The sequence below is a fragment of the Pseudomonas sp. AC211 genome (assembly GCF_979258055.1).
Genome location: NZ_OZ409830.1, coordinates 2711020 through 2736427 on the forward strand (window position 1 = coordinate 2711020; position 25408 = coordinate 2736427).

General features: G+C 60.4%; 21 protein-coding genes and 5 pseudogenes. 18 read left to right on the forward strand and 8 right to left on the reverse strand.

The window, feature by feature from the left end; genetic code table 11:
* Positions 1 to 18: 18 nt before the first annotated feature.
* From ACZZZP_RS12685 to ACZZZP_RS12695, 3 genes are read right to left on the reverse strand one after another with little or no spacing between them, the layout of a single operon-like run.
* On the reverse strand, positions 19 to 1380 hold the full coding sequence (locus tag ACZZZP_RS12685; RefSeq protein WP_463382949.1) for a glutamine synthetase family protein: 1362 nt from the start codon (positions 1378 to 1380) through the stop codon (positions 19 to 21).
* 23 nt (positions 1381 to 1403) lie between these two features.
* Positions 1404 to 1961 (reverse strand): helix-turn-helix domain-containing protein, encoded by a 558-nt coding sequence (locus ACZZZP_RS12690; protein WP_122495476.1) that lies wholly within the window; start codon positions 1959 to 1961, stop codon positions 1404 to 1406.
* Positions 1962 to 1975: 14 nt separating this feature from the next.
* The gene (locus ACZZZP_RS12695; RefSeq protein ID WP_463382950.1) at positions 1976 to 3265 is read right to left on the reverse strand and encodes an NAD(P)/FAD-dependent oxidoreductase; all 1290 of its coding nucleotides are present in this window, start codon (positions 3263 to 3265) and stop codon (positions 1976 to 1978) included.
* 181 nt (positions 3266 to 3446) lie between these two features.
* Here ACZZZP_RS12695 and ACZZZP_RS12700 point away from each other — a divergent pair, with 181 nt between their 5' ends.
* Together ACZZZP_RS12700 and ACZZZP_RS12705 are read left to right on the forward strand one after the other, a co-directional pair.
* Positions 3447 to 5159 carry a copper resistance system multicopper oxidase gene (locus tag ACZZZP_RS12700; protein ID WP_463382951.1) on the forward strand — a complete coding sequence of 571 codons (1713 nt, stop codon included), beginning with the start codon at positions 3447 to 3449 and terminating at the stop codon, positions 5157 to 5159.
* Positions 5156 to 6034, forward strand: coding sequence for a copper resistance protein B (locus tag ACZZZP_RS12705; protein ID WP_463382952.1), 879 nt, complete (start codon positions 5156 to 5158; stop codon positions 6032 to 6034). The genes ACZZZP_RS12700 and ACZZZP_RS12705 overlap by 4 nt, the downstream gene beginning before the upstream one ends.
* Positions 6035 to 6049: 15 nt before the next feature.
* Here the strand turns inward: ACZZZP_RS12705 and ACZZZP_RS12710 are convergent, their stop codons facing one another.
* Positions 6050 to 6943, reverse strand: coding sequence for a DMT family transporter (locus ACZZZP_RS12710; protein ID WP_463382953.1), 894 nt, complete (start codon positions 6941 to 6943; stop codon positions 6050 to 6052).
* Between the two features lie 141 nt (positions 6944 to 7084).
* Between ACZZZP_RS12710 and ACZZZP_RS12715 the strand changes: the two genes are divergently transcribed.
* Entirely contained in the window at positions 7085 to 7534 is a 450-nt protein-coding gene (locus ACZZZP_RS12715; RefSeq protein WP_122450607.1) for an Lrp/AsnC family transcriptional regulator, read from the forward strand.
* Between the two features lie 3 nt (positions 7535 to 7537).
* On the opposite strand, the gene ACZZZP_RS12720 is transcribed toward ACZZZP_RS12715, so the two are convergent.
* Both ACZZZP_RS12720 and ACZZZP_RS12725 read right to left on the reverse strand, forming a co-directional pair.
* Entirely contained in the window at positions 7538 to 8335 is a 798-nt protein-coding gene (locus ACZZZP_RS12720) for an acyl-CoA thioesterase (RefSeq protein WP_463382954.1), read from the reverse strand.
* A gap of 134 nt (positions 8336 to 8469) precedes the next feature.
* Positions 8470 to 9078: an alpha/beta family hydrolase gene (locus ACZZZP_RS12725; protein ID WP_463384708.1), complete on the reverse strand. Its 609-nt coding sequence runs from the start codon at positions 9076 to 9078 to the stop codon at positions 8470 to 8472.
* A gap of 119 nt (positions 9079 to 9197) precedes the next feature.
* Between ACZZZP_RS12725 and ccoN (ACZZZP_RS12730) the strand changes: the two are divergent.
* The 12 genes and pseudogenes from ccoN (ACZZZP_RS12730) (at position 9198) to ACZZZP_RS12785 (ending at position 21466) form a co-directional block, all read left to right on the forward strand.
* A pseudogene (gene ccoN / locus ACZZZP_RS12730) lies at positions 9198 to 10623 on the forward strand (cytochrome-c oxidase, cbb3-type subunit I).
* A 12-nt stretch (positions 10624 to 10635) separates the two neighbouring features.
* Complete coding sequence (gene ccoO, locus ACZZZP_RS12735) at positions 10636 to 11247, forward strand: cytochrome-c oxidase, cbb3-type subunit II (protein WP_463382956.1); 612 nt, start codon at positions 10636 to 10638, stop codon at positions 11245 to 11247.
* A 17-nt stretch (positions 11248 to 11264) separates the two neighbouring features.
* Positions 11265 to 12182: a cytochrome-c oxidase, cbb3-type subunit III gene (gene ccoP, locus ACZZZP_RS12740; protein WP_463382957.1), complete on the forward strand. Its 918-nt coding sequence runs from the start codon at positions 11265 to 11267 to the stop codon at positions 12180 to 12182.
* 421 nt (positions 12183 to 12603) lie between these two features.
* Positions 12604 to 14046 (forward strand): cytochrome-c oxidase, cbb3-type subunit I, encoded by a 1443-nt coding sequence (ccoN, locus tag ACZZZP_RS12745; RefSeq protein ID WP_463382958.1) that lies wholly within the window; start codon positions 12604 to 12606, stop codon positions 14044 to 14046.
* Entirely contained in the window at positions 14046 to 14657 is a 612-nt protein-coding gene (ccoO, locus tag ACZZZP_RS12750) for a cytochrome-c oxidase, cbb3-type subunit II (RefSeq protein ID WP_122495455.1), read from the forward strand. Before ccoN (ACZZZP_RS12745) ends, ccoO (ACZZZP_RS12750) begins: the two co-directional genes overlap by 1 nt.
* Before the next feature lie 5 nt (positions 14658 to 14662).
* On the forward strand, positions 14663 to 14854 hold the full coding sequence (locus ACZZZP_RS12755) for a cbb3-type cytochrome c oxidase subunit 3 (protein WP_110614741.1): 192 nt from the start codon (positions 14663 to 14665) through the stop codon (positions 14852 to 14854).
* Positions 14851 to 15859, forward strand: a pseudogene (gene ccoP, locus ACZZZP_RS12760) (cytochrome-c oxidase, cbb3-type subunit III). Before ACZZZP_RS12755 ends, ccoP (ACZZZP_RS12760) begins: the two are co-directional and overlap by 4 nt.
* Before the next feature lie 192 nt (positions 15860 to 16051).
* A pseudogene (ccoG, locus tag ACZZZP_RS12765) lies at positions 16052 to 17468 on the forward strand (cytochrome c oxidase accessory protein CcoG).
* A 78-nt stretch (positions 17469 to 17546) separates the two neighbouring features.
* Entirely contained in the window at positions 17547 to 18083 is a 537-nt protein-coding gene (locus ACZZZP_RS12770) for a FixH family protein (protein WP_463382960.1), read from the forward strand.
* Positions 18084 to 18102: 19 nt separating this feature from the next.
* A pseudogene (locus ACZZZP_RS12775) lies at positions 18103 to 20531 on the forward strand (heavy metal translocating P-type ATPase).
* A gap of 25 nt (positions 20532 to 20556) precedes the next feature.
* Complete coding sequence (ccoS, locus tag ACZZZP_RS12780) at positions 20557 to 20778, forward strand: cbb3-type cytochrome oxidase assembly protein CcoS (RefSeq protein ID WP_122495445.1); 222 nt, start codon at positions 20557 to 20559, stop codon at positions 20776 to 20778.
* Positions 20771 to 21466, forward strand: a complete 696-nt coding sequence (locus ACZZZP_RS12785) for a sulfite exporter TauE/SafE family protein (RefSeq protein ID WP_122495443.1) — start codon at positions 20771 to 20773, stop codon at positions 21464 to 21466. The genes ccoS and ACZZZP_RS12785 overlap by 8 nt, the downstream gene beginning before the upstream one ends.
* 8 nt (positions 21467 to 21474) lie before the next feature.
* Here ACZZZP_RS12785 and ACZZZP_RS12790 read toward each other — a convergent pair whose 3' ends face one another.
* Positions 21475 to 21882: a hypothetical protein gene (locus ACZZZP_RS12790; protein ID WP_463536561.1), complete on the reverse strand. Its 408-nt coding sequence runs from the start codon at positions 21880 to 21882 to the stop codon at positions 21475 to 21477.
* Positions 21883 to 22061: 179 nt separating this feature from the next.
* Between ACZZZP_RS12790 and fnr the strand changes: the two are divergent.
* From fnr to ACZZZP_RS12805, 3 genes and pseudogenes are all read left to right on the forward strand, one after another.
* A pseudogene (fnr, locus tag ACZZZP_RS12795) lies at positions 22062 to 22794 on the forward strand (fumarate/nitrate reduction transcriptional regulator Fnr).
* A gap of 55 nt (positions 22795 to 22849) precedes the next feature.
* Positions 22850 to 23398, forward strand: a complete 549-nt coding sequence (locus ACZZZP_RS12800; protein ID WP_122495439.1) for an adenine phosphoribosyltransferase — start codon at positions 22850 to 22852, stop codon at positions 23396 to 23398.
* A gap of 218 nt (positions 23399 to 23616) precedes the next feature.
* Positions 23617 to 24435: a metal-dependent hydrolase gene (locus ACZZZP_RS12805; protein ID WP_241000626.1), complete on the forward strand. Its 819-nt coding sequence runs from the start codon at positions 23617 to 23619 to the stop codon at positions 24433 to 24435.
* Positions 24436 to 24569: 134 nt separating this feature from the next.
* Here the strand turns inward: ACZZZP_RS12805 and ACZZZP_RS12810 are convergent, their stop codons facing one another.
* Complete coding sequence (locus tag ACZZZP_RS12810; RefSeq protein WP_122495435.1) at positions 24570 to 25274, reverse strand: TetR family transcriptional regulator; 705 nt, start codon at positions 25272 to 25274, stop codon at positions 24570 to 24572.
* Positions 25275 to 25408: the final 134 nt, after the last annotated feature.

Here is a 25408-nt window from a genome sequence, read left to right on the forward strand (position 1 = left end):
TGCGCCCGGCGGAAAAAATTAGAGGAACCAGCGGTATTCGCGGGCGCTGATTTCCTGCAGAAAGGCCAGGTGGTCTTGGCGCTTGTTCTCGCAGTACACGTCGACAAACTCGGCGCCCAAGCCGGCGCGCAGCTCGGGTTGCTGCTGCATGTCCCGCACGGCTTGGAGAATATCCAGGGGGAAATCCAGGCCGCTGTTGCGGTCTTCGTTGAGCGGCGCAATCGGCTCGCGGCCGTTGGCCAAGCCCTGTTCGAGGCCGACCAAAATAGCCGCCAGCACCAGGTACGGGTTGGCGTCGGCGCCGGAAATACGGTGTTCGATGCGCAGATTTTTCGCGTCCGACTCAGGAATGCGCACGCAAGCATCGCGGTCTTCGTAACCCCAACTGGCACGCGTAGCGGCGTTCACCGTGCCGCCAAGGCGACGGTAGGCGTTCTGGTTCGGCGCGAAAATCGGCATGCAGTGCGGCAGCAATTCCAGGCAGCCGGCCACGGCATGGCGCAGCGCTTGTTGCTCATTGGCGGCCAGCACATTGTTGCCCTCGGCGTCATACAGGCTGACGTGCACATGCATGCCGCTGCCAGGATGCTCGAGGTACGGCTTGGCCATAAAGCTGGCGCGATAGCCGTGCTTGAGTGCAACGCCACGGGTGCTGCGGCAGAACAAGGCAGCCCAGTCGGCGGCCTTGAGCCCATCGTCGAGGTGGCCGAAGTTGATTTCAAACTGACCCGGGCCTAGCTCAGCGGTAATCACGGTGGTGTCGATGCCTTGTAACCGGGCGGTCTCCACCATCTCGTCGAGCACCGGCGCAAAACGCGAGAGGCGTTCGATGTGCATATTCGGCATGTCGTCGCCGTCGTCGCTCAGCGCGTCGCGGGGGAATTGCGGCAGGCCGTCGCGCAGCTTTTTGTCGAACAGGTAAAACTCCAACTCAAACGCCACCACCGGGTGAATGCCCTTGCTGCGCAGGCGTTGCAGCACCTGTGCGAGCACTTCACGGGGCTCGAATTCAATCGGTGCGGCGGTGCCGTCGGAGGTGATCAACATTTGCCCGACTGGCTGCGCTTCCCAGGTGACCAATTTGAGTGTGCCCGGCACCAGGCGGCGCTCGGCATCGGGATCGCCGTCGTGGAAGCAGTAATCGCCAATCTTGAACAAACCGCCCTGCACGCCCAGCAGCACGCAGTTCTGCGGCAGCTTGAGAGCGCTGCCGGCGGCGACTTTTTCGAGCATGTCGATCGGGTAGCGTTTGCCGTAGAAGTGCCCCGGAATATCCAGGCAGATCAGGTCGACATAACGCACCTCGGGGTGGCGCTGGCGAAATGCGCGCACTTCGGCCAACAGGTCGGCGTGCTCGGCGCTCACGGGAACGGCGGTCATAACGGGGCTTCCTTCAGCGTTGATCATGTGTACACCCACAGCACGCGGGTGGGGTGTTCAGAGCGGTTGCCGTAACGGCAATGGGCGTGGCGGTCGAGCTGGAAGGCATCGCCGGCGCGCAAGGTGACGGGCTCGTCGGAGTCGGCGAGCCATAACGTCAGTTCGCCTTCCAACACATAACCGCCCTGCTCGGAAATGTCGCTCAACGTTCGTTCACCGGAGCTGGAGCCCGGCTCCAGCAAGCTCTCGAGCATGGAGAAACTGGCCGACATGTTGGGCGATACCAGAATGTCGGTAATGCCGTTGGCGAAGTACAAGGTGCGGCGTTCATCTGGCCGGGTTACCCACGGCACCTGCTTGGGTTTGGCCAGGTTGTAGAAATAGGTGGTGGTCACGCCCAGCGCCTGACTGATGGCGGTGAGATCGGCCACGGTTGGGCGCGACAAACCGCGCTCAACTTGCGAAACAAACCCCACCGAGCGGCCGATTTTGTCGGCCAGCTCTTTGAGGGTGTAGTTCTTATGCTTGCGCAGGTCATGAATCAGAATCGCCAGCGCGGCAATTTCTTCCTCTTTGGTCATCGGGGTGCGCTCCATCACAGGCTGTCCCGCAGGCGATACCAGGCCTTACCTACCGCTTCCAACGGCGCCGCCAGGTAGCGGCCGCCAGGGAAACCGGGGTTGTTCAGGCCTTGGTAAAGGCTGAGCAAATCGTCGTCGCCCAAGATCGCCTCGCTGACGGCCCGCGCGCCTGCGAGCGTGGGCAGCACGCCATGCCCGGAATAGCCTTGCAGCCAGTAGCGGTTGCCGTCGCGACCGATGTCTGGCGTGCGCTTGAGGGTGATGTCGATATGGCCGCCCCAAGCGAATTCGATGGGCACGCCGGCCAGTTGCGGGAAAACCCGCTCGAGAAACGGTCGGGTAGCGCCGGCAATGTCGCTGGGCATGCCGCCGAGGTAGGTGCAGCCGCCCCCGAACAGCAGGCGGTGATCGGGCGTTAAGCGGAAATAATCGAGCACGAATTGGTTGTCGGTGACGCACGCATCCGTCGGCAGCAGCGCCTTGGCCTGCGCTTCGTCCAGTGCGGCGGTGGCCACCTGGTAGGTGCCGACTGGCAGTACGCGCTTGGCGAGTTGCGGGTCCAGTTCATCGATATAGGCATTGCAGGCCAGCACCAACACGTCGGCGCGCACGCTGCCCTGCTCCGTCTTCACCACGTACCCGGCGCCTTCCTGCCGGTAGCTGAGCGCCTTGCTGTGCTCGTAAATCTGCCCGCCCGCTGCTTCAATCGCGGCGGCAAGGCCCAGGGCCAGTTTCAGCGGATTGAGATGGCCGCCTTCGGGATCGTACAAGCCCGCTTGGTAACGCTCGCTGGCGACCCAGTCGGGCAGTTGTTCGCGGGGAATAAATTGCAGGGCATCGTGGCCCCACTTGTGACTGGCCTCGTGCTGCCATTCGTGAAGGATGGCGGTGCGTCTTGCTAATACGGAGGTCCACAGGTGGCCGGCGCGGTAGTCGCAGTCGAAGCCATGGCGGCCGGGTAACTCGCGCAGCTCTTGCGCGGCCCCGCGCATGCTGTCCCATAGGCGCCGCGCACGTTCCAGCCCCAATGCGGCTTCCAGTGGCGGCATGTCGCACGACCACCCGAGAATCGCCTGACCGCCGTTGCGTCCACTGGCTGCCCAGGCCACACGACTGGCTTCAATCAGCGTCACACGCTTGCCGGCCAGCGCCAGGCGCAACGCGGTGTGCAGGCCACTGAAACCGGCACCAATCACTGCCACCTCGGTGCTGTGCTCACCCTGCAGCGAGGCGCGAGGCTTTAGCAGGTGGGCGCAGCTGTAGGCATAGTAACTGTCAACGTGCTGGGCGGAACGCTGAAACATAGAACATCCAAATTCACGAGCGTGAAATTAATGGCTAATAATTTCACGCACGCTAGCGGAAAAAACCTTACAACGGCAACCGGCGAGTCTTGACCTTGCCACCGTGACAAGCCGGAGGCTGCCGCCCGCAGGGCTTTGCGCGCCTTGCGCAGTCACCACGTTGAGATCGGGACATCCACCTATGACGAGCAGACGCACCTTTGTAAAAAGCCTGGCCGCCGGCACCGTACTCGGCGGTTTGGGCCTATGGCGGCAACCCGCATGGGCACAGGGCGCCGTCACGCAATCGGCCACGCTTAGCGGCACCGAATTCGATTTGCTGATCGGGAAAACGCCGGTCAATTTCACTGGCGCACCGCGTAGCGCCATCACGATCAACGGCACCCTGCCCGGCCCTTTGTTGCGTTGGCGTGAAGGCGACACCGTGACCCTGCGGGTTAACAACCGCCTGAGCGAGGTGACCTCGCTGCATTGGCACGGCATTTTGCTGCCGGCCAACATGGACGGCGTGCCCGGCATGAGCTTCGACGGCATCGAGCCGAATGGTCAGTACACCTACCGTTTCACCGTGCAGCAGCACGGCACCTACTGGTACCACAGCCATTCGGGGATGCAGGAACAAGCGGGGCTGTATGCGCCGCTGGTGATCGATCCGCGCGAACCGGAGCCGTTTTCCTACGAGCGCGAGCATGTGCTGCTGCTCAGCGACTGGACCGACGAAAACCCTGATCGGCTGCTGCCCACGCTGAAAAAGCAGGCCGACTATTACAACGGCCATAAACGCACCCTCGGCGACTTTATTGAGGATGTGGGCCGCGATGGCTGGCGCGCCACGTTCAGCGAGCGCCTGAGCTGGGCGCAGATGCGCATGACGCCGACCGATATCGCCGACATCAGCGGCCTGACCTACACCTACCTGGTCAATGGCCATGCGCCCGATAGCAACTGGACCGGCCTGTTCCAACCGGGGGAACGCCTGCGCTTGCGCCTGATCAACGCCAGCGCCATGACCTATTTCGACCTGCGCATTCCCGGTTTGCAGTTGACGGTGGTGGCTGCCGATGGCCAGTACGTCGAGCCCGTTGCCGTCGATGAATTGCGCCTGGCGCCGGCGGAAACCTATGACGTGATCGTGCAACCGCAACACGCCGAGGCCTACACCGTATTCGCCCAGGCCATGGACCGCAGCGGCTATGCCTGCGCCACGTTGGCCACGCGCCAAGGCCTGCGCGCGCCGCTGCCGCCGCTGGACCCGCGCCCGCAACTGACCATGGCCGATATGGGCATGGACCACGGCGCCATGGCGACCATGGACCACAGCCAAATGGCGGGCATGGACCACTCGGCAATGGCCGGCATGCAAAGCCATCCGGCTAGCGAAACCGACAACCCGCTGGTGGACATGCAAACGATGCAGCCCAGCGCCAAGCTCGACGACCCCGGCCTGGGCTTGCGTGACAACGGCCGCCGGGTGCTGCGCTACGGCGACCTGCGCAGCCGTTTTGCCGACCCCGACGGTCGCGAGCCCAGCCGCACGTTAGAAATTCACCTGACCGGGCATATGGAGAAATTCGCCTGGTCGTTCGATGGCGTGCCGTTTTCGGCGGCCGAGCCGATTCGCCTCACTTATGGCGAGCGGGTGCGCATTGTGTTGGTGAACGACACGATGATGAGCCACCCCATTCACCTGCATGGCTTATGGAGCGATCTGGAAGACGAGCACGGCAATTTCCAGGTGCGCAAACACACCATCGACATGCCACCCGGCACCAAACGCAGCTACCGCGTCACGGCCGACGCCCTCGGCCGCTGGGCTTATCACTGTCACCTGCTGATGCACATGAGCGCCGGCATGATGCGCGAAGTGCGCGTGGAAGAAGGACAGCCGACATGAAGCCGTTTATTTCACTGACGCTGGCCGCCGCCCTGGCCACCAGCGCCCACGCCGCCGAGACGATGGACCAATCGATGCACGGGAGCACGCCGGGCATGGATATGTCAGGCATGGACCACGGCGCCATGGACCACGACATGAGCGCGGGCAGCACGCCGTTACCGACCGTCAGCCAGAGCCGAACACCGATTCGCGCGGTCACCGAGGCGGATCGTCTGGCCGCCTTCCCGCCCCTGCACAGCGGCCACGACAGCCACGCGCAAGGGCTGAATCACTACCTGCTAATCGACCGCCTGGAATGGCAAAACCTCGACGCCGGCAGCGCCCTGGCGTGGGATGTGGATGGCTGGATTGGCGGCGACGTTGATCGGTTGTGGCTGCGCAGCGAAGGTGAACGCCTTGATGGCCGCACCGACAAAGCCGAACTGCACGCCCTGTGGGGCCATGCGCTCAGCCCTTGGTGGGACGTAGTGCTCGGTGTCAGGCAAGACTTCAAACCCGGCCCGGCACAAACCTGGGCCGCGCTCGGCGTTCAAGGCACGCCACTCTACGGCCTGGAAACCGAGGCCACGGCCTACCTCGGCGAAAGCAGCCAAAGCGCCCTGCGTTTGAACGCCGAATACGACCTTCTGCTGACCAACCGCTGGATCCTTCAGCCGCTGGCCGAGGCGAATATCTACGGCAAAAACGATGAAGCGCGTGAGGTGGGTTCAGGGCTAAGTAACACGGAACTTGGGCTGCGTTTGCGCTATCAAGTGCGACCCGAATTCGCGCCGTATGTGGGCCTTACCTGGAACAAGAGCCATGGCAATACGCCTGCCGAGGACGACGACGCCGAGGCGCGACTGGTGCTTGGGGTTCGCGCCTGGTTTTGACGGTGCCCCCTGCTCCTACGCCGCCGCCGCGCTTTTCCAGCGGCGCGGCGTCCAGCCACGCTGCATGCCGGCGACAGCGAGCAGAATCATGCTGACGCCGAGCCATTGCAGCGCGCTCAAGCGATGGTCGAAGGCCACCCAGTCGACCAAGATCGCGGCAATGGGGTACACAAACGACAGCGCACCGGTCAGCGCCGTCGGCAGTCGCTGAATGGCACTGTAAAGCAGCACATACATCACGCCGGTGTGCACCACGCCCAGCGTTAGCAAACTGCCCCACGCCACAGCGGCGGTCGGCAGCGCCTCGGTGTTCAGCCACGGCGCCAGCATCAGCACGCCGGTGCACACCTGAATCAGAGCAATCAGGTGCGGTGGCGTGCCGGTGAGGCGCTTGATGATCAGCGCCGCAATGGCATAGAGAAACGCGGCGCCGCACGCCAGAGCGATGCCAAGCAGGTAATTTGCGCCGCTTCCCGTGCCCGCGCCATGGGCGCTGACAATGGCCAACATGCCGAGAAACGCCACGCTCAGCCACGTGATTTTCACCCGGGTAACTCGCTCGCCTAGAAACAACGCTGCCAGGCCCACCAACATAAACGGCTGCACGTTGTAGACCGCCGTGGCGATGGCAATCGAGGCACCTGAGTAAGCGGCGAAAAGCAGCAACCAGTTGCCGACGATGGCCACGCCGCTGAGCACAGCCAAGGCAAAGGTCGCGCGGGTTAATACGCCCGCGCGCAAAAAGCCCATGGCGGCGCAGATCACCAGCAGCGTGACGGCGCCGATCAGGCAGCGCCAGAACACCACCTCCAGCACCGGCCGTCCCGAGATCAGAACAAACCAACCGATGGTTCCGGAAATGAGCATGGCGGCGACCATTTCCAGCATTCCGCGTCGTTGTGAGTGCATAACGGGCTCCTCGAATCAGTGGGCACCAGTATCGCTGGCTGCCACGTCGGTTCTCCAGACGACACGAAAGGCGTATACAGGCATATGCCTTTTTAATCGTGGGTAGATTGCCCACTTCACCTTTCTTTCGAGAGAGCCACTATGACCGACAAGATTGATCAGCAACTGATTGAGGCGTTGATGGAAGATTCGCGCCGCTCTTTGAAGGCGCTCGCCCAGATTACCGGGCTGACTTCACCCAGCGTCGCCGAGCGGCTGCGTCGGCTGGAAGAACGCGGCGTGCTGCGCGGCTATACGGTGGATGTCGACGCGAAGGCCTTCGGCTATCAACTTCAGGCCATCGTACGAATACGCCCGCTGCCTGGGCGTTTGCAGGAAGTGGAGCGGCAAATTCAAGCCATTGGCGAGTTCACCGAGTGCGACAAGGTGACGGGCGAGGATTGCTTCTATGCACGGATGCACGTGCGCTCGATGGAGCAGTTAGACACCCTGCTCGATCGGCTCAATCACTACGCCGAAACCAACACCGCCATCGTCAAGAAAACCCCAGTGAAACGGCGGTTGCCGCCCATGGAATTGCCGGCGGACTAGGCCTTAGCCAAAGACGGTGACGGTCTGACGGCTCAGCGCCACGAGCTCGCCAGAAGGGGTCCACAGTTGCGCAGCGATGTGGCCATAACCGTCGCGAGCGTGCTCAATTTGCGCGCGGTACAGGCACCAGTCGTCGGTGGTCAGCTTGGGCACCGGCTGCACGAACTCGATGGTCCAGGTCAGCGAGCTGCCAGGCGCTGGCGTGCGCAGATGCGGCAATACCGCCGGCGGCCAGGCGTCGACCAGGGCGAGCAGGTGCGATTCATCAACGGCGCTGACCGTTTCCTCGCCACGCAAGCGCACATAGCCGCCCATTTCGCGCGACGGATTGTTGCTGAAAGGCATGCCGCCAATGGCCCAACGCATGGCCAGGTAGCGTGTGAACTCTGGCGTTACGCCTTTCACATAGGGCAACTCAGGACAGTCGTCGACCGGCTTCATGCTCGGCGCTGGCTCGGCCTGAACACTAATAGCCGATTCGCGCGAGGCGCCGAAACTGCCTTGCACGATGGTCACCACCTGACCGTTCTGGACCGCGCGGCCCAGCACCTGGCTGACGGCTTTACCTTCGCGTAGCACTTCGGCTTCCAGGCTGACCGGTGTATCCACCGCCAATGGCCCCACAAAAGTGATGGCCAGGGAGCGCACCGGGCGGCCTTCCGGCACGGCCGCGCGCATGGCTTCGTACACCAGCATCGCCGCCAACCCACCAAAACCCGCGCGGCCTTGGCCCCACTCAGCGGGCACCACCACGGCTTGAGGGTTGGTGCGAACGGCCTGAATCAACTCGGAAAAAGTCATAGAAATCTCGGACAGAAAAATGCGTAACCGATGGTAGGGGATGTAGGCCGCAGGACGGAAGCCGCTGAATGTGCCGGTTTAGCCAATTGGCGTGGGGATTTGACCTTTGTTCGCCTGAACCGGCGACGCGCTGGCTAACGAAGAAATTCGGCCACCTTGGCGGCGGTGCTTTGCAAGTGCTCGTCATGGGTGAAGCCGGACGCTTTTAGCGGCTTGAGGTCGTGGTCGGCCGCAGCCAGCCAGCACAGCTCAATGTGCGCGGACAGGCTGTACTGCTCAACCGTTGCCCGGTTGCCAAGGGCGTCACGCTCGCCCTGCACGATCAGCGTTGCCGTACGCAAATCGGCCAAATGCGCGACGCGGGGTTTTTCCGATTTACCCGCGGCATAAAACGGGTAACCCAGGCACACCAGTGCATCCACCTGCAGCTCGTCCGCCAGCAAACTGGCCATTCGCCCGCCCATGGACTTGCCGCCGATTGCTAACGGTCCTGCGACCTGTTGGCGCACGCCGGCATAAATCGCACGCCACGTTTCGAGCAAACGCGCCTGCGGATTGGGTGGCCGCCTGCCTCCGTCGATGCGTCGCTGGGCCATATAAGGAAACTCGAAACGCACCACCATTACGCCTTGCCCTGCAAGGCGTTCGGCGATGGACGTCATAAACGGGCTGTCCATCGGCGCACCCGCGCCGTGCGCAAGGATCAACGTCGCGAAAGACGCGCCCTCGGGTTTGTTCCACATCAACGGGGCGGGTATTCCATCGGCGGAAACCACTTGATACAGATCAATATCGCCGCTTATCCGTTTCGCCATGCTTGCGCCGCCTTCAACAACTAGAGAAATCCGCGGATGGGCCTGACATGAGCACAACAACCACGACCGCTTACGATTATAAAGTGGTTCGCCAGTTCGCCATCATGACGGTGGTGTGGGGCATCGTCGGCATGGGCCTGGGCGTATTCATCGCCTCCCAGCTGGTATGGCCACAGCTGAACTTCGACCTGCCCTGGCTAAGCTTCGGGCGCCTGCGCCCCCTGCACACCAACGCCGTGATTTTCGCCTTCGGCGGCTGCGCGTTGTTCGCCACCTCCTACTACACCGTTCAACGCACCTGCCAAACCGCTCTATTCGCGCCACGCCTCGCCGCGTTGACGTTCTGGGGTTGGCAATTGGTGATCGTGCTCGCCGCCGTCAGCCTGCCGCTGGGCTACACCAGCTCAAAAAGAATACGCGGAACTGGAATGGCCCATCGACCTGCTGATTACTGCGGTGTGGGTTGGCTATGCAGTGGTGTTCTTCGGCACGCTGCTCAAACGTAAAACCAAGCACATCTATGTCGGCAACTGGTTTTACGGTGCATTTATTCTCACCGTCGCGGTGCTGCACATCGTCAACAACTTGGAAGTGCCGGTCACGCTGACCAAGTCGTACTCGCTCTATTCCGGCGCCACCGACGCAATGATTCAGTGGTGGTATGGGCACAACGCCGTGGGCTTTTTCCTCACCGCAGGCTTTCTTGGAATGATGTATTACTTCGTGCCCAAGCAAGCCAACCGCCCGGTGTACTCGTACCGCCTCTCCATCGTGCACTTCTGGGCATTGATCACCCTGTATATCTGGGCCGGGCCTCATCACTTGCACTACACGGCTTTGCCGGATTGGGCTCAGTCGCTGGGCATGGTGATGTCGCTGGTACTGCTGGCACCGAGCTGGGGCGGCATGATCAACGGCATGATGACCCTCTCGGGCGCCTGGCATAAGTTGCGCGACGACCCGATCTTGCGCTTCCTCGTGGTTTCGCTGGCCTTCTACGGCATGTCGACCTTTGAAGGCCCGATGATGGCGATCAAAACCGTCAACGCCCTCTCCCACTACACCGACTGGACCATCGGCCATGTACATGCCGGCGCACTCGGCTGGGTGGCAATGATCAGCTTTGGCGCGCTGTATCACATGATCCCAAAACTCTGGGGCCGCCCACAGATGCACAGCATGGGCCTGGTCAACGCCCACTTCTGGCTCGCCACTATCGGCACCGTTCTGTACATCGCCTCGATGTGGGTCAGCGGAATCACCCAGGGTTTGATGTGGCGTGCCATCAACACCGACGGCACGCTCACCTACTCCTTTGTGGAAGCGCTGGAAGCCAGCCACCCGGGCTTCGTCGTACGGATGGTCGGTGGTGCGATTTTCCTCATCGGCGTTCTGCTGATGGCCTACAACACCTGGCGCACCGTGCGCAGCGCGCAGCCGGCTGAAATCGCCAGCGCCGCGCAGATGGCTTGAGGAGAAACGGCCATGAGCAAACATGAAGTACTTGAAAAGAACGTATTCCTGCTGGTCCTGTGCATGGTGCTGGCGGTCAGCATCGGCGGCCTGACGCAAATCGTGCCGTTGTTCTTCCAGGACGTGACCAATAAACCGGTCGATGGCATGAAGCCGTACACAGCACTGCAGCTTGAAGGGCGCGACATTTATATCCGCGAAGGCTGCGTAGGCTGCCACTCCCAGATGATCCGCCCCTTCCGTGCTGAAACCGAACGCTACGGCCATTACTCCGTAGCCGGTGAAAGCGTCTGGGATCACCCGTTTCTGTGGGGTTCCAAACGCACCGGGCCAGACCTCGCCCGCGTCGGCGGCCGCTACTCGGATGACTGGCACCGCGCGCACTTGTACAACCCGCGCAACGTCGTGCCCGAATCGAAAATGCCTGCATACCCGTGGTTGGTGCAACACCAGCTCGACGGCAAAGACACGGCCGCGAAACTCAAGGTCATGCGCCTGATGGGCGTGCCTTATAGCGACGCAGATATTGAAGGCGCCAGCGCCTCGGTACAGGGCAAAACCGAGATGGACGCGCTGGTCGCGTACCTGCAGATGCTTGGTACTTCCATCAAGAACAAGCGCTGAGCGAGGAGAATTCGGACATGACAGTTTTCTGGAGTTGGTACGTTTGTGTGCTCACGCTAGGCAGCCTACTGGCGCTGCTCTGGCTGGTGTTCTCCACCCGCAGCGGCGAAACGCCAAACGGCGGCGACAAAACCATGGGCCACGCATTTGACGGCATTGAGGAATACGACAACCCACTGCCCCGCTGGTGGCTTCTGTTGTTCGTCGGCACCATCCTGTTTGCTTTCCTTTATTTGCTCCTTTATCCGGGCCTCGGAAATTGGAAGGGCGTATTGCCGGGCTACAGCGACGGCTGGACCCAGGTGAATCAGTGGCAACGGGAAATCGACAAGGCCGACGCGCAATACGGTCCGCTATTCGCCCGCCTCGCTGCCACGCCGTTGGATGCACTGAGCAAAGATCCCGAAGCGCTGAAAATCGGTGGTCATCTGTTCGCTACCAACTGCTCGGTATGCCACGGCTCAGACGCGAAAGGCACCGTCGGTTTCCCTAACCTCACCGATACGTTGTGGCGCTGGGGTGGGGATGCCGAGACAGTCAAAGCCACCATTCTTCATGGCCGCATGGCCGCCATGCCTGCCTGGGGCCCCGTTATTGGCGACGCGGGGGTTAAAAATGTCGCGGCTTACGTGCGCACTGAGCTGGCAGGTCTCCCCGCCCTGGCCGACAACGATGCCGATCTCGCCGCAGGCGCTACTGTTTACGCCAGCACCTGCCAGGCCTGCCACGGCGCGCAAGGTAAAGGCACGCCGGCGATGGGCGCTCCTGATCTCACCCACCCAGCTGGATGGATTTACGGCAGCAGCCTGGCGCAGCTGCAGCAAACCATCCGCCATGGCCGCAACGGCCAAATGCCAGCGCAAGAGCAATACTTGGGCAACGACAAAGTCCATGTGCTGGCCGCTTACGTGTTGAGCTTGTCTCACCCGCAATAACAGCGGCCAACGGAAGAACATGGCGCGACGGACTGCGGGTCCTGTTCTTCCAATGACGCGCAATAAACGCCGTAAATGCTCGGGTCGAGCGAGTTGACCGAACGGACAACCTCGCCTGCGCAACGGCTGCGACTCAGTGTCGCACCCCAAGGATTGATAACCGTCAAGGTCAGTTTTGTTCAACTATGCTGGCGCATTAGCCGTCAGTGTTTGCTATGAGGCACACAACACATAATTGGACGGTTAGGGATAAGGGCGAACACCTGAGAACCAACCTCATTTAGAGGGCGAAATACTTGGTTTCATGTGCTTGAAAGCCTTATCGCAGCGGCCTGTGACGTTGCAATGACTACGTCGTTTCTACATACTTGCCGCCGATTTTTACCCCCCTAAAAAACACCCTAAACCGTGGAACCTTAGAATGAGCACAGCAATCAGTCCGACTGCTTATAACTATAAGGTGGTCCGCCAGTTCGCCATCATGACGGTGGTCTGGGGGATCCTTGGCATGGGCATGGGCGTATTCATCGCCTCGCAACTGGTTTGGCCGGATTTGAACTTCGGTCTGCCATGGACGAGCTTTGGTCGCCTGCGCCCCCTGCATACGAACCTGGTGATCTTCGCCTTCGGTGGCTGTGCTCTTTTCGCAACGTCCTACTACGTTGTTCAACGTACCTGTCAGACGCGTCTGATCTCGGACAGCATGGCTTCCTTCCACTTTTGGGGCTGGCAAGCCGTTATCGTCGGCGCGGGTATCACCCTGCCGCTCGGTTACACCACCTCGAAGGAATACGCTGAGCTGGAATGGCCGCTGGCCATTTTGCTGGCGGTGGTTTGGGTGACCTACGCTGCGGTGTTTTTCGGCACCATCATCAAGCGCAAAACCAAGCACATCTATGTCGGCAACTGGTTCTACGGTGCCTTCATTTTGGTAACGGCGATGCTTCACATCGTCAACCACATGTCGCTGCCGGTGTCGCTGTTCAAGTCGTACTCGCTGTACTCCGGCGCGACCGACGCCATGATCCAGTGGTGGTACGGCCACAACGCAGTAGGTTTCTTCTTGACCACCGGCTTCCTGGGGATGATGTACTACTTCGTTCCGAAACAAGCCGAGCGTCCGATCTACTCGTATCGCTTGTCCATCGTGCACTTCTGGGCGCTGATCACCCTGTACATCTGGGCCGGTCCCCACCACCTGCACTACACCGCTCTGCCAGACTGGGCTCAGTCGTTGGGTATGGCCATGTCGATCATTCTGCTGGCACCAAGCTGGGGCGGCATGATCAACGGCATGATGACCCTCTCGGGCGCCTGGCATAAATTGCGCACCGACCCAATCCTGCGCTTCCTGGTCGTTTCGTTGGCGTTTTACGGCATGTCGACCTTTGAAGGTCCGATGATGGCCATCAAAACCGTTAACTCCCTGTCGCACTACACCGACTGGACCATTGGCCACGTACACGCCGGTGCTTTGGGTTGGGTGGCGATGATCTCAATCGGTGCCCTGTACCACATGATCCCGAAACTCTGGGGCCGCCCACAAATGCACAGCGTTGGTTTGATCAACGCGCATTTCTGGCTCGCCACCATCGGTACCGTGCTGTACATCGCTTCGATGTGGGTAAACGGCATCACTCAAGGCCTGATGTGGCGCGCAATCAACGAAGACGGCACCCTGACCTATTCGTTTGTTGAAGCCCTGCAAGCCAGCCATCCGGGTTACATCGTGCGGGCAATGGGCGGTGCGTTCTTCGCCTCCGGCATGTTGCTGATGGCTTACAACACCTTCCGTACCGTGCGCGCCTCCCAGCCAGCTGCAGCCGAAGCCGCCGCTCAGATCGCTGTAGTTGGAGCTCATTGATGAGAAATCATGACGTAGTCGAGAAGAACATCGGCCTACTGGCCTTCTTCATGGTTATCGCCGTCAGCATTGGCGGCCTTACCCAGATCGTTCCTCTGTTTTTCCAGGACGTTACCAACAAGCCGGTGGAAAACATGAAGCCGCGCACCGCCCTGGAGTTGGAAGGTCGCGACGTGTATATCGCCAACGGCTGTGTGGGCTGCCACTCGCAAATGATCCGTCCGTTCCGTGCCGAAACCGAGCGTTACGGTCACTACTCGGTAGCCGGCGAAAGCGTATGGGACCACCCGTTCCTGTGGGGTTCCAAACGTACTGGTCCGGACCTGGCCCGTGTTGGCGGTCGTTACTCCGATGACTGGCACCGCGCGCACCTCTACAACCCGCGCAACGTGGTACCGGAGTCGGTCATGCCGGCCTACCCGTTCCTGGTTGAACACAAGCTCGACGGCAAAGACACCGCCAAGAAAATGGAAGTACTGCGTTCCATGGGCGTGCCTTACACCGACGAAGACATTGCTGGCGCTCAAGCAGCGGTCAAAGGCAAAACTGAAATGGATGCTGTGGTCGCCTACCTGCAAGGGCTTGGCACCATCATCAAAAGCAAACGGTGACGGGTATGGACATCGGGATGATTCGCGGTCTTGGCACCGTAGTAGTGATGGTGGCGTTCGTAGGCTTGGCTCTCTGGGTATTCAGCGGCCGACGCAAGAAGGACTTCGACGAAGCCACACTATTGCCGTTCGCGGATGATCCCGAAGCCATTAAGCACGTCGAGCAAGAGCAAGCTTCTAGGAGTAACAAAGAATGACCGTCTTCTGGAGTCTGTACGTCACTGTACTTACCCTGGGCACCATCGCCACGCTGACTTGGATCTTGCTATCCACGCGCAAAAGGCCAACGTGCTGAAACCACCGACGAAACCGTCGGCCACTCCTTCGATGGCATCGAGGAATACGACAATCCGCTGCCGAAATGGTGGTTCTGGCTGTTCGTGCTGACCATCATTTTCGCCCTCGGTTACCTGGTCCTCTACCCTGGCCTGGGCAACTGGAAAGGCGTGCTGCCGGGTTATTCCTACCTGAACAACGAGACGAAACAAGAGTTCTCGAACGGTCAGCCAGGCTGGACCGGTGTGCACGAGTGGGAAAAGGACATGGCAAAGGCTGACGCCAAGTTCGGCCCAATCTTCGCCAAGTTCGCAGCAATGCCGATTGAAGAAGTGGCCAAAGACCCGCAAGCCCTGAAAATGGGCGGTCGCCTGTTCGCTTCCAACTGCTCGGTCTGCCACGGTTCGGACGCCAAAGGTAACTACGGCTTCCCTAACCTGACCGACGCCGATTGGCGCTGGGGCGGCGAAGCGGCCACCATCGAGACCACGATTCTTGGCGGTCGTCACGCTGTGATGCCGGCTTGGGGCACCGTGATTGGTGACCAAGGCGTTCGCGACGTCGCCGCGTTCGTATTGACTCAACTGGACGGCCGCAAGCTGCCAGAAGATGCCAAAGCGGATCCGGCCAATGGCCAGAAAATCTTTGCAGCTAACTGTGTGGCTTGCCACGGTCCGGAAGGTAAAGGCACCCCAGCAATGGGCGCACCTAACCTGACTCACCCGGCGGCATTCATCTACGGTTCGAGCTTTGCTCAACTGCAGCAGACCATTCGTTACGGCCGTCAGGGCGTGATGCCTGCTCAAGAGCAACTGCAAGGCAAAGACAAGGTCCACCTGTTGGCGGCCTACGTTTACAGCTTGTCGCATGGCAACAAATCGGACGCTGAAAAAAGAGCAAGCCGAGTAATTCGATGCACTGCTTAGGAGTCTGCCTACACGGCAGACTCCTGATGCGCCCCCCTCGCTGCACCCTCCCCTGCATCATTTCAGACTCACGCGACGCCACGTCGCAGCAATAACCCTGCATTCAGCGCGTATAATTTAGAGCGCATTAGTCGCTTTGACCTCCGTCGGCAAGCATCGACGAGGCTTTCTCCACTGCCGTGGTACGTATCGATGAGTAAGCAGATTCCGGTTCAAGACATCACTCCGTCTTCCAAACCTGCGGATAAATCCGTAGAGCTCTATGCCTCCCGGGAAAAAAATCTACACCCGCGCTTTTACGGGCTTTTTCCGCAACCTGCGCATGCTCGGTGGTGCAGGCCTTTTCCTCCTCTACTTCGGCACCGTATGGCTTAACTGGGCTGGCCATCAGGCCGTCTGGTGGAACCTGCCGGAACGCAAGTTCTACATATTCGGCGCAACCTTCTGGCCTCAAGATTTCATCCTGCTCTCCGGCATTCTCATCGTCAGCGCGTTCGGCTTGTTCTTCATCACGGTATTTGCCGGGCGCGTCTGGTGCGGCTACACCTGCCCACAGAGCGTCTGGACCTGGATTTTCATGTGGTGCGAAAAAGTCACCGAAGGCGACCGCAACCAACGCATGAAACTCGACAAAGCGCCGATGAGCGCCAACAAAGTTCTGCGCAAATTCAGCAAACACAGCTTGTGGTTGTTAATCGGCTTCGTGACTGGCCTTACCTTCGTTGGCTACTTCTCTCCAATACGCGATCTGACCATTGAATTCTTCACCGGCGAAGCGGACGGCTGGGCCTATTTCTGGGTCGGGTTCTTCACCCTGGCCACCTACGGAAACGCCGGCTGGCTGCGCGAACAGGTGTGCATTTACATGTGCCCTTACGCACGATTCCAGAGCGTGATGTTCGACAAAGACACGCTGATCGTTTCCTACGACCCACGTCGCGGCGAACGTCGTGGACCACGTAAAAAGAATGCGGATTACAAAGCCGAAGGCCTTGGCGATTGCATCGATTGCACCATGTGCGTACAGGTCCGCCCCACCGGCATCGACATCCGCGACGGCCTGCAAATCGAGTGCATCGGTTGCGCCGCCTGTATCGACGCCTGCGACACCATCATGGACAAGATGGAGTACCCGCGCGGCCTGATCAGCTACACCACCGAACACAACCTCTCGGGGCAGAAAACCCACTTGGTACGGCCGCGTCTGATCGGCTACGCGATTGCGTTGATGGCCATGATGGGCCTGCTCGCCACAGCCTTCGTGCTGCGTCCATTGGCCGGTTTCGATGTCAGTAAAGACCGTGTCCTGTTCCGCGAAAACGCTGAGGGGCGCATTGAAAACGTCTACAACCTGAAAATAATGAACAAGGACCAGCACGCGCACACCTACGTTCTGAGCGCTAAAGGCCTGGATGACCTGCAGTTGGCCGGCAAGCGCGAGTTCACCGTTGATGCAGGCGAAATCGTGTCCCAGCCAATTGAACTGTCGGTGGCGCCTGAAAAACTGCCATCGAGTACAAATGAAGTCATTTTCGTGTTGGAAAGCGCCGACGACCCGGACACCCACATCGAAACGAAGAGCCGCTTCATTGGCCCGCATATGCGCTGAGCCGATTGCTGCTTACACTAGCGCCCCGCTCGGACACCCGGTCGAGCAGGGCCAACGATTACAGAGAGTCCTAGATCAATGCCCGCAACAGCAAGCAGTCCCTGGTACAAACACATGTGGCCCTGGATCATCATTGGCATGTTGGCCACCTCGGTGGGCCTGACGATGCACATGGTTTTTATCGCCGCAGAGGGTCAGGACACGCTGGTCACTGACAACTACTACGAGGCTGGCAAAGGCATCAGCCGCTCGCTCGACCGCGAGCGCCTGGCCAAAGACTTGCACCTCGAAGCGCGTGCCCAGTTGGATGAGGTGACCGGCGAAGTCAGCTTGATCCTCACCGGCGACAGCCGTCCCGACACCATTGAAATGAACCTGATTTCTCCGACCCAAGCGGAGAAAGATCGGCACTTGACGCTCAAGCGCAGCAGCAGCGAGCCGAATCGCTACATCGGGCAACTGCCGGAAGCCGTCGAAGGACGCCGGTTCGTTGAGTTGCTCGGACAGCAAGGCGAGCAAACCTGGCGCCTGTTCGAGGAAGAAAAAGTCGGCGCTGGCGTTGAGCTGAAACTGGGCGACGAACCGATTCCTGGCGCCGAAGCAGAACAGCGCTAAGCCATAGTCGACCCGCTGAATGAGCGCTCTCCTTCCCTGCTACCACTGCAGCCTGCCGGTTCCCGCCGGCAGTCGTTTTTGTGCGACCGTGCTTAACGAGCGCCGCGAATTTTGCTGCCCTGGATGCCAGGCGGTAGCCGAGGCAATTGTTGCGGGCGGTCTGGAAAGCTACTACAGCCATCGCAGCGAAGCGTCGGTTAACCCGCAAGCGTTGCCGCAGCAGTTGCAGGACGAGCTAGAGCTTTACGACCGCGCCGATGTGCAACAAGCGTTCGTCCACCATCAGGCCGACCTCGCCGAAACCACTTTATTGCTTGAAGGCATCAGCTGCGCAGCGTGCGGCTGGCTTATCGAGCATCGCCTCAGACAACTGCCCGCCGTAGCCGAAGCCCGACTCAACCTGTCGAACCATCGGTTGCAAGTGCGCTGGGCAGACAGCCAGTTACCGCTCAGCGCCTTGCTCAGCGAGTTACGCCACATTGGCTACGCGGCCCACCCGTACCAAGCCGATCGAGCAGCCGAGCAGTTGGCCGCCGAGAATCGCCTGACCTTGCGGCAACTGGGAGTAGCCGGCCTGCTGTGGTTCCAGGCCATGATGGCGACCATGGCCACCTGGCCCGAATTCAATATCGACTTGAGCCCTGAACTGCACCAAATCATGCGCTGGGTGGCGATGTTCCTGACCACGCCGATTGTTTTCTACAGCTGCGCGCCGTTTTTCAAAGGCGCTTTCCGCGATTTGCGCACCCGACATCTGACCATGGATGTTTCCGTTTCGCTGGCCATTGGCAGCGCTTATGTGGCGGGTATCTGGACCGCGATTACCGGCGTTGGCGAACTGTACTTCGACGCGGTCGGCATGTTCGCCCTATTCCTGTTGGCCGGCCGCTATCTTGAACGCCGCGCCCGTCAGCGCACGGCGGCGGCGACTGCGCAACTGGTCAACCTGCTGCCGGCCTCGTGTTTGCGCTTGGACGCCGACGGCCAAAGCGAGCGAATTCTGCTGCGTGAACTGCAACTGGGCGACCACGTGTTGATTCAGCCAGGCGCCGTAGTGCCGGCAGACGGCCGCATTACCCAGGGCCAATCGAGCGTCGACGAATCTCTGCTGACCGGCGAATACCTACCGCGGCCCCGTGACGTCGATGACCACGTCACCGCTGGCACGCTAAACGTAGAAGGCCCGCTACAGGTGGAGGTGCTGGCCTTGGGCCGGACACTCGCCTTTCAGCGATTGTCCGTTTGCTTGACCGCGCCCAGGCCGACAAGCCGCGACTGGCAGAAATGGCCGACCGCGCGGCGCAGTGGTTTTTGCTGGCAACGCTATTGGCGGTAATCGTGATCGGCGCGGTGTGGTGGTACCTGGATTCAAGCCGCGCGTTTTGGGTGGTCCTGGCCATGCTGGTTGCCACCTGCCCCTGCGCGCTGTCCCTGGCAACCCCTACCGCCTTGACTGCCGCTACCGGCACGCTGCACAAGTTGGGTCTGCTGCTGACACGCGGCCACGTGTTGGAAGGCCTCAACCAGATCGACACGGTGATTTTCGATAAGACCGGAACGCTCACCGAAGGCCGCCTGACTCTGCGTGCGTTCCGTGCGTTAAACGGTGAAAGCGACGATGCCTGTCTGGCCTTGGCTGCGGCCTTGGAAAACCACTCCGAACATCCGATTGCCCGTGCCTTCGGCCGCGCCCCGGCGGCGGCAGAAAACGTGGTCAGCATGCCAGGCCTTGGTTTAGAGGGTGCAGTAGACGGTCGACGCCTGCGCATTGGCCGCGCTGACTTCGTCGCACAGTTGAGTGGACAACCCGCTCCGGTCATGCCCGACGAACCCGGACAATGGCTACTTCTGGGTGATAGCGCAGGGCCAATCGCCTGGTTTGTACTCGACGACCGGTTGCGGGCTGATGCCCCTGCTCTGCTGGCCGCCTGTAGGGCGCGGGGCTGGAAAACGTTGCTGCTCTCTGGCGACACCTCACCGATGGTCGGCAGTGTCGCGGCGGAACTGGGCATCGACGAAAGCCATGGCGGCCTGCGCCCGGACGACAAACTGGCGATGCTGCAAACACTGCATGGCCAAGGTCGAAAAGTGTTGATGCTTGGCGATGGGGTCAATGACGTGCCGGTGCTTGCCGCTGCGGATATCAGTGTTGCCATGGGCTCGGCCACCGACCTTGCGAAAACCAGCGCCGACGCGGTGCTGTTATCCAATCGCCTGGACGCACTGGTACAGGCTTTCACCCTCGCCCGCCGTACACGTCATGTGATCATCGAGAACCTGCTGTGGGCCTGCCTGTACAATGGCCTCATGTTGCCCTTTGCCGCCCTGGGCTGGGTAACGCCGGTCTGGGCCGCAGTGGGCATGTCGATCAGCTCGCTTACGGTGGTGCTTAACGCCCTGCGCCTGACCCGTCATCGCGCCACGTCGCAACCTGCAGTCGTCGCCTGACCGCCCCTTCGCACTCGGAGCTTTTATGCCCGCTTTGTACGTGTTGATTCCAATCGCGCTGATGATCGTCGCGGTGTGCATTTACATTTTTTTCTGGGCAGTCGACAGCGGCCAATACGACGACCTCGACGGCCCGGCACACAGCATTCTGTTTGACGACCAGGACCCCAATCACTTGGCCGGCGTCGACCAGGCCAGCGGCCACAGCGACGCCGACCAAGACGAGCAGGAACCGCCCCGTGCTTGAGCTAGCCCCCTTATTGGTGTCGGCCGTCATTCTCGGTCTGCTTGGCGGCGGGCATTGCCTGGGCATGTGCGGCGGCTTGATGGGCGCGCTCACGCTTGCCATTCCTCCCGAACAACGCAGCCGGCGCTTTCGCTTGCTGCTGGCCTACAACCTCGGGCGCATCCTGAGTTATGCCTGCGCCGGCTTGCTGATCGGCATGGCGGGTTGGGCCGTGGCCAACAGCCCGGCGGTGATGGTGTTGCGGATTGTCGCGGCGTTGTTGCTGATCGCCATGGGCTTGTATCTGGCGGGATGGTGGAGCGGTCTTACGCGAATTGAAGCGTTGGGACGCGGCTTATGGCGTCATATCCAACCATTCGCCAGCCGCTTGATGCCGGTTTCGAGTGTGCCGCGCGCCTTGCTGCTCGGCGCGCTGTGGGGTTGGTTGCCTTGCGGGTTGGTCTACAGCACCTTGCTGTGGGCGGCGAGCCAGGGCAATGCACTAAACAGTGGCTTGCTGATGCTCGCGTTTGGCTTGGGCACGTGGCCAGTGCTGCTGGCCACGGGCATGGCGGCAGAACGCCTCACCGCCGTGCTGCGCAAGCGCAACGTGCGGGTCGCCGGTGGTGTATTGGTCATTGTGTTTGGGCTGTGGACCTTGCCGGGCCCGCATCAAGCGTGGCTAATGGGCCACGCGATGCATCACTGATTGGCGAATCACGCCATCATCAAACCGGACATTTCCTGCAGCTGATCAGGCGACAACGCCGCGTCATGAATGGCCTGAAGCAGCGCGCCATTGGCAGTGGAAATCGCCCCAGTGATTGAGGCAATTTCACTCTGCAGGCCCTGAGCCTTCTGCATTCTTTCTTCGTCAGATAGATCCTGGTCGGCCATCAGTGCTTGAAGCTCGGCCTGTTTCTCGGCCAGTTGCTGGCGCAATTCGCGGATCATTTTTAGCGCCTGCTTGACGTTATCCGGCAGGCTGCTTTCATCGATGTCTTTGTTCTTTTCACCGGCCTCTTTGATTTGCTTAGCCCGCTCCGACAGGGTCACTTTTATGCTTTCCAAAGCGGTTTGCATGTCTGCCGGCGCATCCGGATCGCGCGCCACTTTGGCGGCCACTTGTTGAGCCAAATGGCCGATGACCGTGCTGCTGTTGATCGGCAACATTTCCCTTCTCCCTGGTAGCGACACAAGGATGTCGGCGAGAGCCCGGCGAACTTTAGGCGCATGGCCCGTCTATGTCCTAAGCTGATACCCTTACGCTTTGTGCGTGCTTGGCCAGTTAAGGATCCCTCGCAATGAGTGAAATGATTAAAGCCCGCGGCCTACCGGCCGTGCATTGCAAAGATTGCAGCCTCAGCGGTTTGTGCCTGCCGTTGTCGATGGATATGGAAGACATGGATGCGTTGGACGATATCGTCAAACGCGGTCGCCCCCTGAAGAAAGGCGAATTTCTGTTTCGCCAGGGCGACCCCTTCACGTCGGTGTTCGCCGTCCGCTCCGGCGCCTTGCGCAGTTTCAGCGTCTCGGATGCTGGCGATGAGCAAATCACCGGCTTCCACCTGCCGAGCGAGCTGATGGGCATGTCGGGCATGGACGAGGAGTCTTATCCCAACTCCGCGCAAGCACTGGAAACCACTACGGTGTGTGAAATCCCCTTCGAAAAACTGGACGACCTGTCGCTGCAACTGCCGCAACTGCGTCGCCAATTGATGCGCATCATGAGCCGGGAAATTCGCGACGATCAGCAAATGATGCTGTTGCTCTCGAAGAAAACCGCTGACGAGCGAATCGCCTCGTTTCTGGTCAACCTGTCCGCCCGCTTCCGCGCGCGGTTACTCGGCCAACCAGTTCCGCCTGGCCATGTCGCGCAACGAAATCGGCAATTACCTGGGTCTGGCGGTGGAAACGGTGTCGCGGGTCTTCACTCGCTTTCAGCAGAGCAATCTGATCGCCGCCGACGGCAAGGAAGTGCAGATTCTCGATGCCGCTCAGCTGTGCGCCCTCGCAGGCGGCAATCTCGACGAGTAAACAGCGCGCGCGGCTTGTTAGAATCGCGCCTTTGCCACGCTAGCAGGCCCCCGCGATGATCTCCGACGACTTCAGCATCAAATCCCTGATTCGCCCCGTGCCGGACTTTCCCAAGCCCGGCGTGATTTTTCGCGATATCACCCCGCTGTTTCAGTCACCCAAAGCCATGCGCATGGTCGCTGACAGCTTCGTTCAGCGTTATGTCGAAGCAGACTTCAGCCACATCGGCGCCATGGATGCGCGCGGTTTTCTTATCGGTTCGATCATCGCCTACGCCTTGAACAAGCCGCTCGTGCTATTCCGCAAGCAAGGCAAGTTACCGGCTGACGTGTTGGCGGAGGGCTACCAGACCGAATACGGCGAAGCGTTTCTTGAAGTGCACGCCGACAGTCTGTGTGAAGGCGACTCGGTGCTGATTTTCGATGACCTGATCGCCACGGGCGGCACGCTGCTGGCGGCCACGAAACTGGTTCGACGCATGCGCGCCACGGTGTTCGAAGCGGCGGCCATTATCGATTTGCCAGAACTCGGCGGTTCGCAAAAGTTGCAAGACGCCGGCATCTCCACCTTCTGCCTCACCAGCTTCGCTCTCTCCGACCGCTAAACGTCGGGCTCCACCTGTTACCTGCGCGCGCCCCGGTCAACCCTGTTGCCCGGGGCGCTGCACTTAGGTTGGGTGTTCGTGTTGTCAGCTTGGGCCAACTCATTGAAAGCAATCGGCTGTGATAGCAACCAGTGATTCCGCCCAAGCCGTACAACAACAAGAGATCGCCGCCGGCGATCCCCGGAGCCTTTATGAACGCGATTCCAACGCCTTCCAAAATGACCAAACCCAACGCCAGCTTTCCCGTGCGGCGCATGGACTTCAGCTTCTCGCAAACTGAAAAATACTGGTGGAGCGGCGACCCGTTCATGACCCACTTCATGAACAACCTGTCGTCACTGTTCCCCTATGGCGAGATGTTTTTCGTCGACAGCGTGCGTGCCGTGCGCGACACCATCACCGAGCCGCAGCTGAAGAAAGACATCAGCGCCTTCATCGGCCAGGAAGCCATGCACTCCAAAGAGCATGCGACCTACAACGAATACGCCGCCAAGCACGATATCAACCTGGAAAAACTCGAGCTGCGCATCAAAGTGCTGCTGGAGTGGGTAACCAAAATCACCACCAAGAAACAGCGCCTCGCCGCCACCTGCGCCCTGGAACACTTCACCGCGACCATGGCCCAGCAGTTGCTGCTGCGCGAAGACCTGACCACGCAGATCGACGATCCGAAGATGTACCAGCTGTGGATGTGGCACGCGATTGAAGAGAATGAGCACAAAGCCGTGTGCTACGACGCTTACCAAGCGGTAGGCGGTGGTTACTTCACGCGCGTGGCGATGATGGCGATCTCGACGGTAATTTTCTTCGGCGTCATCGGATGGTTTCAAGTGCACCTGCTGCGCAAAGACCGTCAGCTGTTCAACCTGCGAAGCTGGGGCCGTGGTTTGCGAACCCTGTTCAGCCTGCGCAACGGCTTTTTGACCAAGCTGATTCTGCCGTACCTCGACTACTACCGCCCCGGCTTCCACCCGTTCGACCACGACACCAAGGTGCTGGAGCAACGCTGGAAGGACCGGTTGGGGTTTAGTGGTTAAGCACCCGTCGGTGATCGGCCCCTCTCCCGTCGCGGGGAGAGGGTTGGGGTGAGGGGCTTTGTTGGCCGCAGAGCAAAACCCTCACCCTAGCCCTCTCCCGCAAGCGGGCAGAGGGAACGTATTACGTCAGGGCTTCAATCACCGCTCAACCGCAACTCCCCCACCGCCTGCAACACCGTCGCGCCAGCAAACATCATCAGAATCTGCGCCTGCGCTTCAGCACAGATTGCGGGACGGCGGTCGACCTGTTCGATGTAATCCAACGACTGCTGAAACAACTGCCGACTGATCATCGAGGACACCTGGCGCACCGCCGAAGGTTCCAGATTCGGCAGCAGTTGCAGCTTCTCCAAGTCTTCGGCCATGTCCAAAGCAAAGGCTTCCATCATCTGTTCGAGCGCATCGCGCAGCGGCTTCGAGCTGCCATGCAACTCACGCACACCGACGATAAAGGCTTGCGGATTCTGCGCGGCATAGTCGAAGAACAGCTCGACGGTTTCCTGGCAAACCCGCTGACCACGGCGCAAATCGACGCCAAACATCAGCTTCACCTCCGTGTCCTGGCCTGCCCGCTGAGCCGCCTCGAAACGCAAGTCGCGCAGCGGCTGGCGGATGCGCGCGCCCATCTCGGTAATCATCTCGAGCCCAAGGTCGTCCACGGTTTTGAAGTGCCGGTAGAAGGTGTTCGGGTTCAAACCGGCTTCGCGCGCCAGTTCGCGCAGGCCCAATCCGCTCAAGCTTCGACTGACCGCCGCCAGACGTAACGCGGCGTCCAGCAGCAGGCGCTTGCCCTGAGCGGTAACGGTTTTTGTGGCGGTTTGTTCGGCCGGTGTGGTCATCGCAGCGCGTCGCCCTCACGGAAGGTTGGGTTGAGTTTTCGGTATACGGGTGTATACATAACGCCAAGGTATACGACTGTATACGTCGGTATTCACAGTAACAGTATTGCTCAAGTAGACAACTGTAGACAGCG

What these genes read in the sequence shown, in the direction of transcription:
- ACZZZP_RS12685 (WP_463382949.1), bottom strand. Translation starts at nt 1,380, where the DNA reads ATGACCGCCGTTCCCGTGAGCGCCGAGCACGCCGACCTGTTGGCCGAA.
- ACZZZP_RS12690 (WP_122495476.1), bottom strand. Translation starts at nt 1,961, where the DNA reads ATGACCAAAGAGGAAGAAATTGCCGCGCTGGCGATTCTGATTCATGAC.
- ACZZZP_RS12695 (WP_463382950.1), bottom strand. Translation starts at nt 3,265, where the DNA reads ATGTTTCAGCGTTCCGCCCAGCACGTTGACAGTTACTATGCCTACAGC.
- ACZZZP_RS12700 (WP_463382951.1), top strand. Translation starts at nt 3,447, where the DNA reads ATGACGAGCAGACGCACCTTTGTAAAAAGCCTGGCCGCCGGCACCGTA.
- ACZZZP_RS12705 (WP_463382952.1), top strand. Translation starts at nt 5,156, where the DNA reads ATGAAGCCGTTTATTTCACTGACGCTGGCCGCCGCCCTGGCCACCAGC.
- ACZZZP_RS12710 (WP_463382953.1), bottom strand. Translation starts at nt 6,943, where the DNA reads ATGCACTCACAACGACGCGGAATGCTGGAAATGGTCGCCGCCATGCTC.
- ACZZZP_RS12715 (WP_122450607.1), top strand. Translation starts at nt 7,085, where the DNA reads ATGACCGACAAGATTGATCAGCAACTGATTGAGGCGTTGATGGAAGAT.
- ACZZZP_RS12720 (WP_463382954.1), bottom strand. Translation starts at nt 8,335, where the DNA reads ATGACTTTTTCCGAGTTGATTCAGGCCGTTCGCACCAACCCTCAAGCC.
- ACZZZP_RS12725 (WP_463384708.1), bottom strand. Translation starts at nt 9,078, where the DNA reads ATGTGGAACAAACCCGAGGGCGCGTCTTTCGCGACGTTGATCCTTGCG.
- ccoO (WP_463382956.1), top strand. Translation starts at nt 10,636, where the DNA reads ATGAGCAAACATGAAGTACTTGAAAAGAACGTATTCCTGCTGGTCCTG.
- ccoP (WP_463382957.1), top strand. Translation starts at nt 11,265, where the DNA reads ATGACAGTTTTCTGGAGTTGGTACGTTTGTGTGCTCACGCTAGGCAGC.
- ccoN (WP_463382958.1), top strand. Translation starts at nt 12,604, where the DNA reads ATGAGCACAGCAATCAGTCCGACTGCTTATAACTATAAGGTGGTCCGC.
- ccoO (WP_122495455.1), top strand. Translation starts at nt 14,046, where the DNA reads ATGAGAAATCATGACGTAGTCGAGAAGAACATCGGCCTACTGGCCTTC.
- ACZZZP_RS12755 (WP_110614741.1), top strand. Translation starts at nt 14,663, where the DNA reads ATGGACATCGGGATGATTCGCGGTCTTGGCACCGTAGTAGTGATGGTG.
- ACZZZP_RS12770 (WP_463382960.1), top strand. Translation starts at nt 17,547, where the DNA reads ATGCCCGCAACAGCAAGCAGTCCCTGGTACAAACACATGTGGCCCTGG.
- ccoS (WP_122495445.1), top strand. Translation starts at nt 20,557, where the DNA reads ATGCCCGCTTTGTACGTGTTGATTCCAATCGCGCTGATGATCGTCGCG.
- ACZZZP_RS12800 (WP_122495439.1), top strand. Translation starts at nt 22,850, where the DNA reads ATGATCTCCGACGACTTCAGCATCAAATCCCTGATTCGCCCCGTGCCG.
- ACZZZP_RS12805 (WP_241000626.1), top strand. Translation starts at nt 23,617, where the DNA reads ATGACCAAACCCAACGCCAGCTTTCCCGTGCGGCGCATGGACTTCAGC.
- ACZZZP_RS12810 (WP_122495435.1), bottom strand. Translation starts at nt 25,274, where the DNA reads ATGACCACACCGGCCGAACAAACCGCCACAAAAACCGTTACCGCTCAG.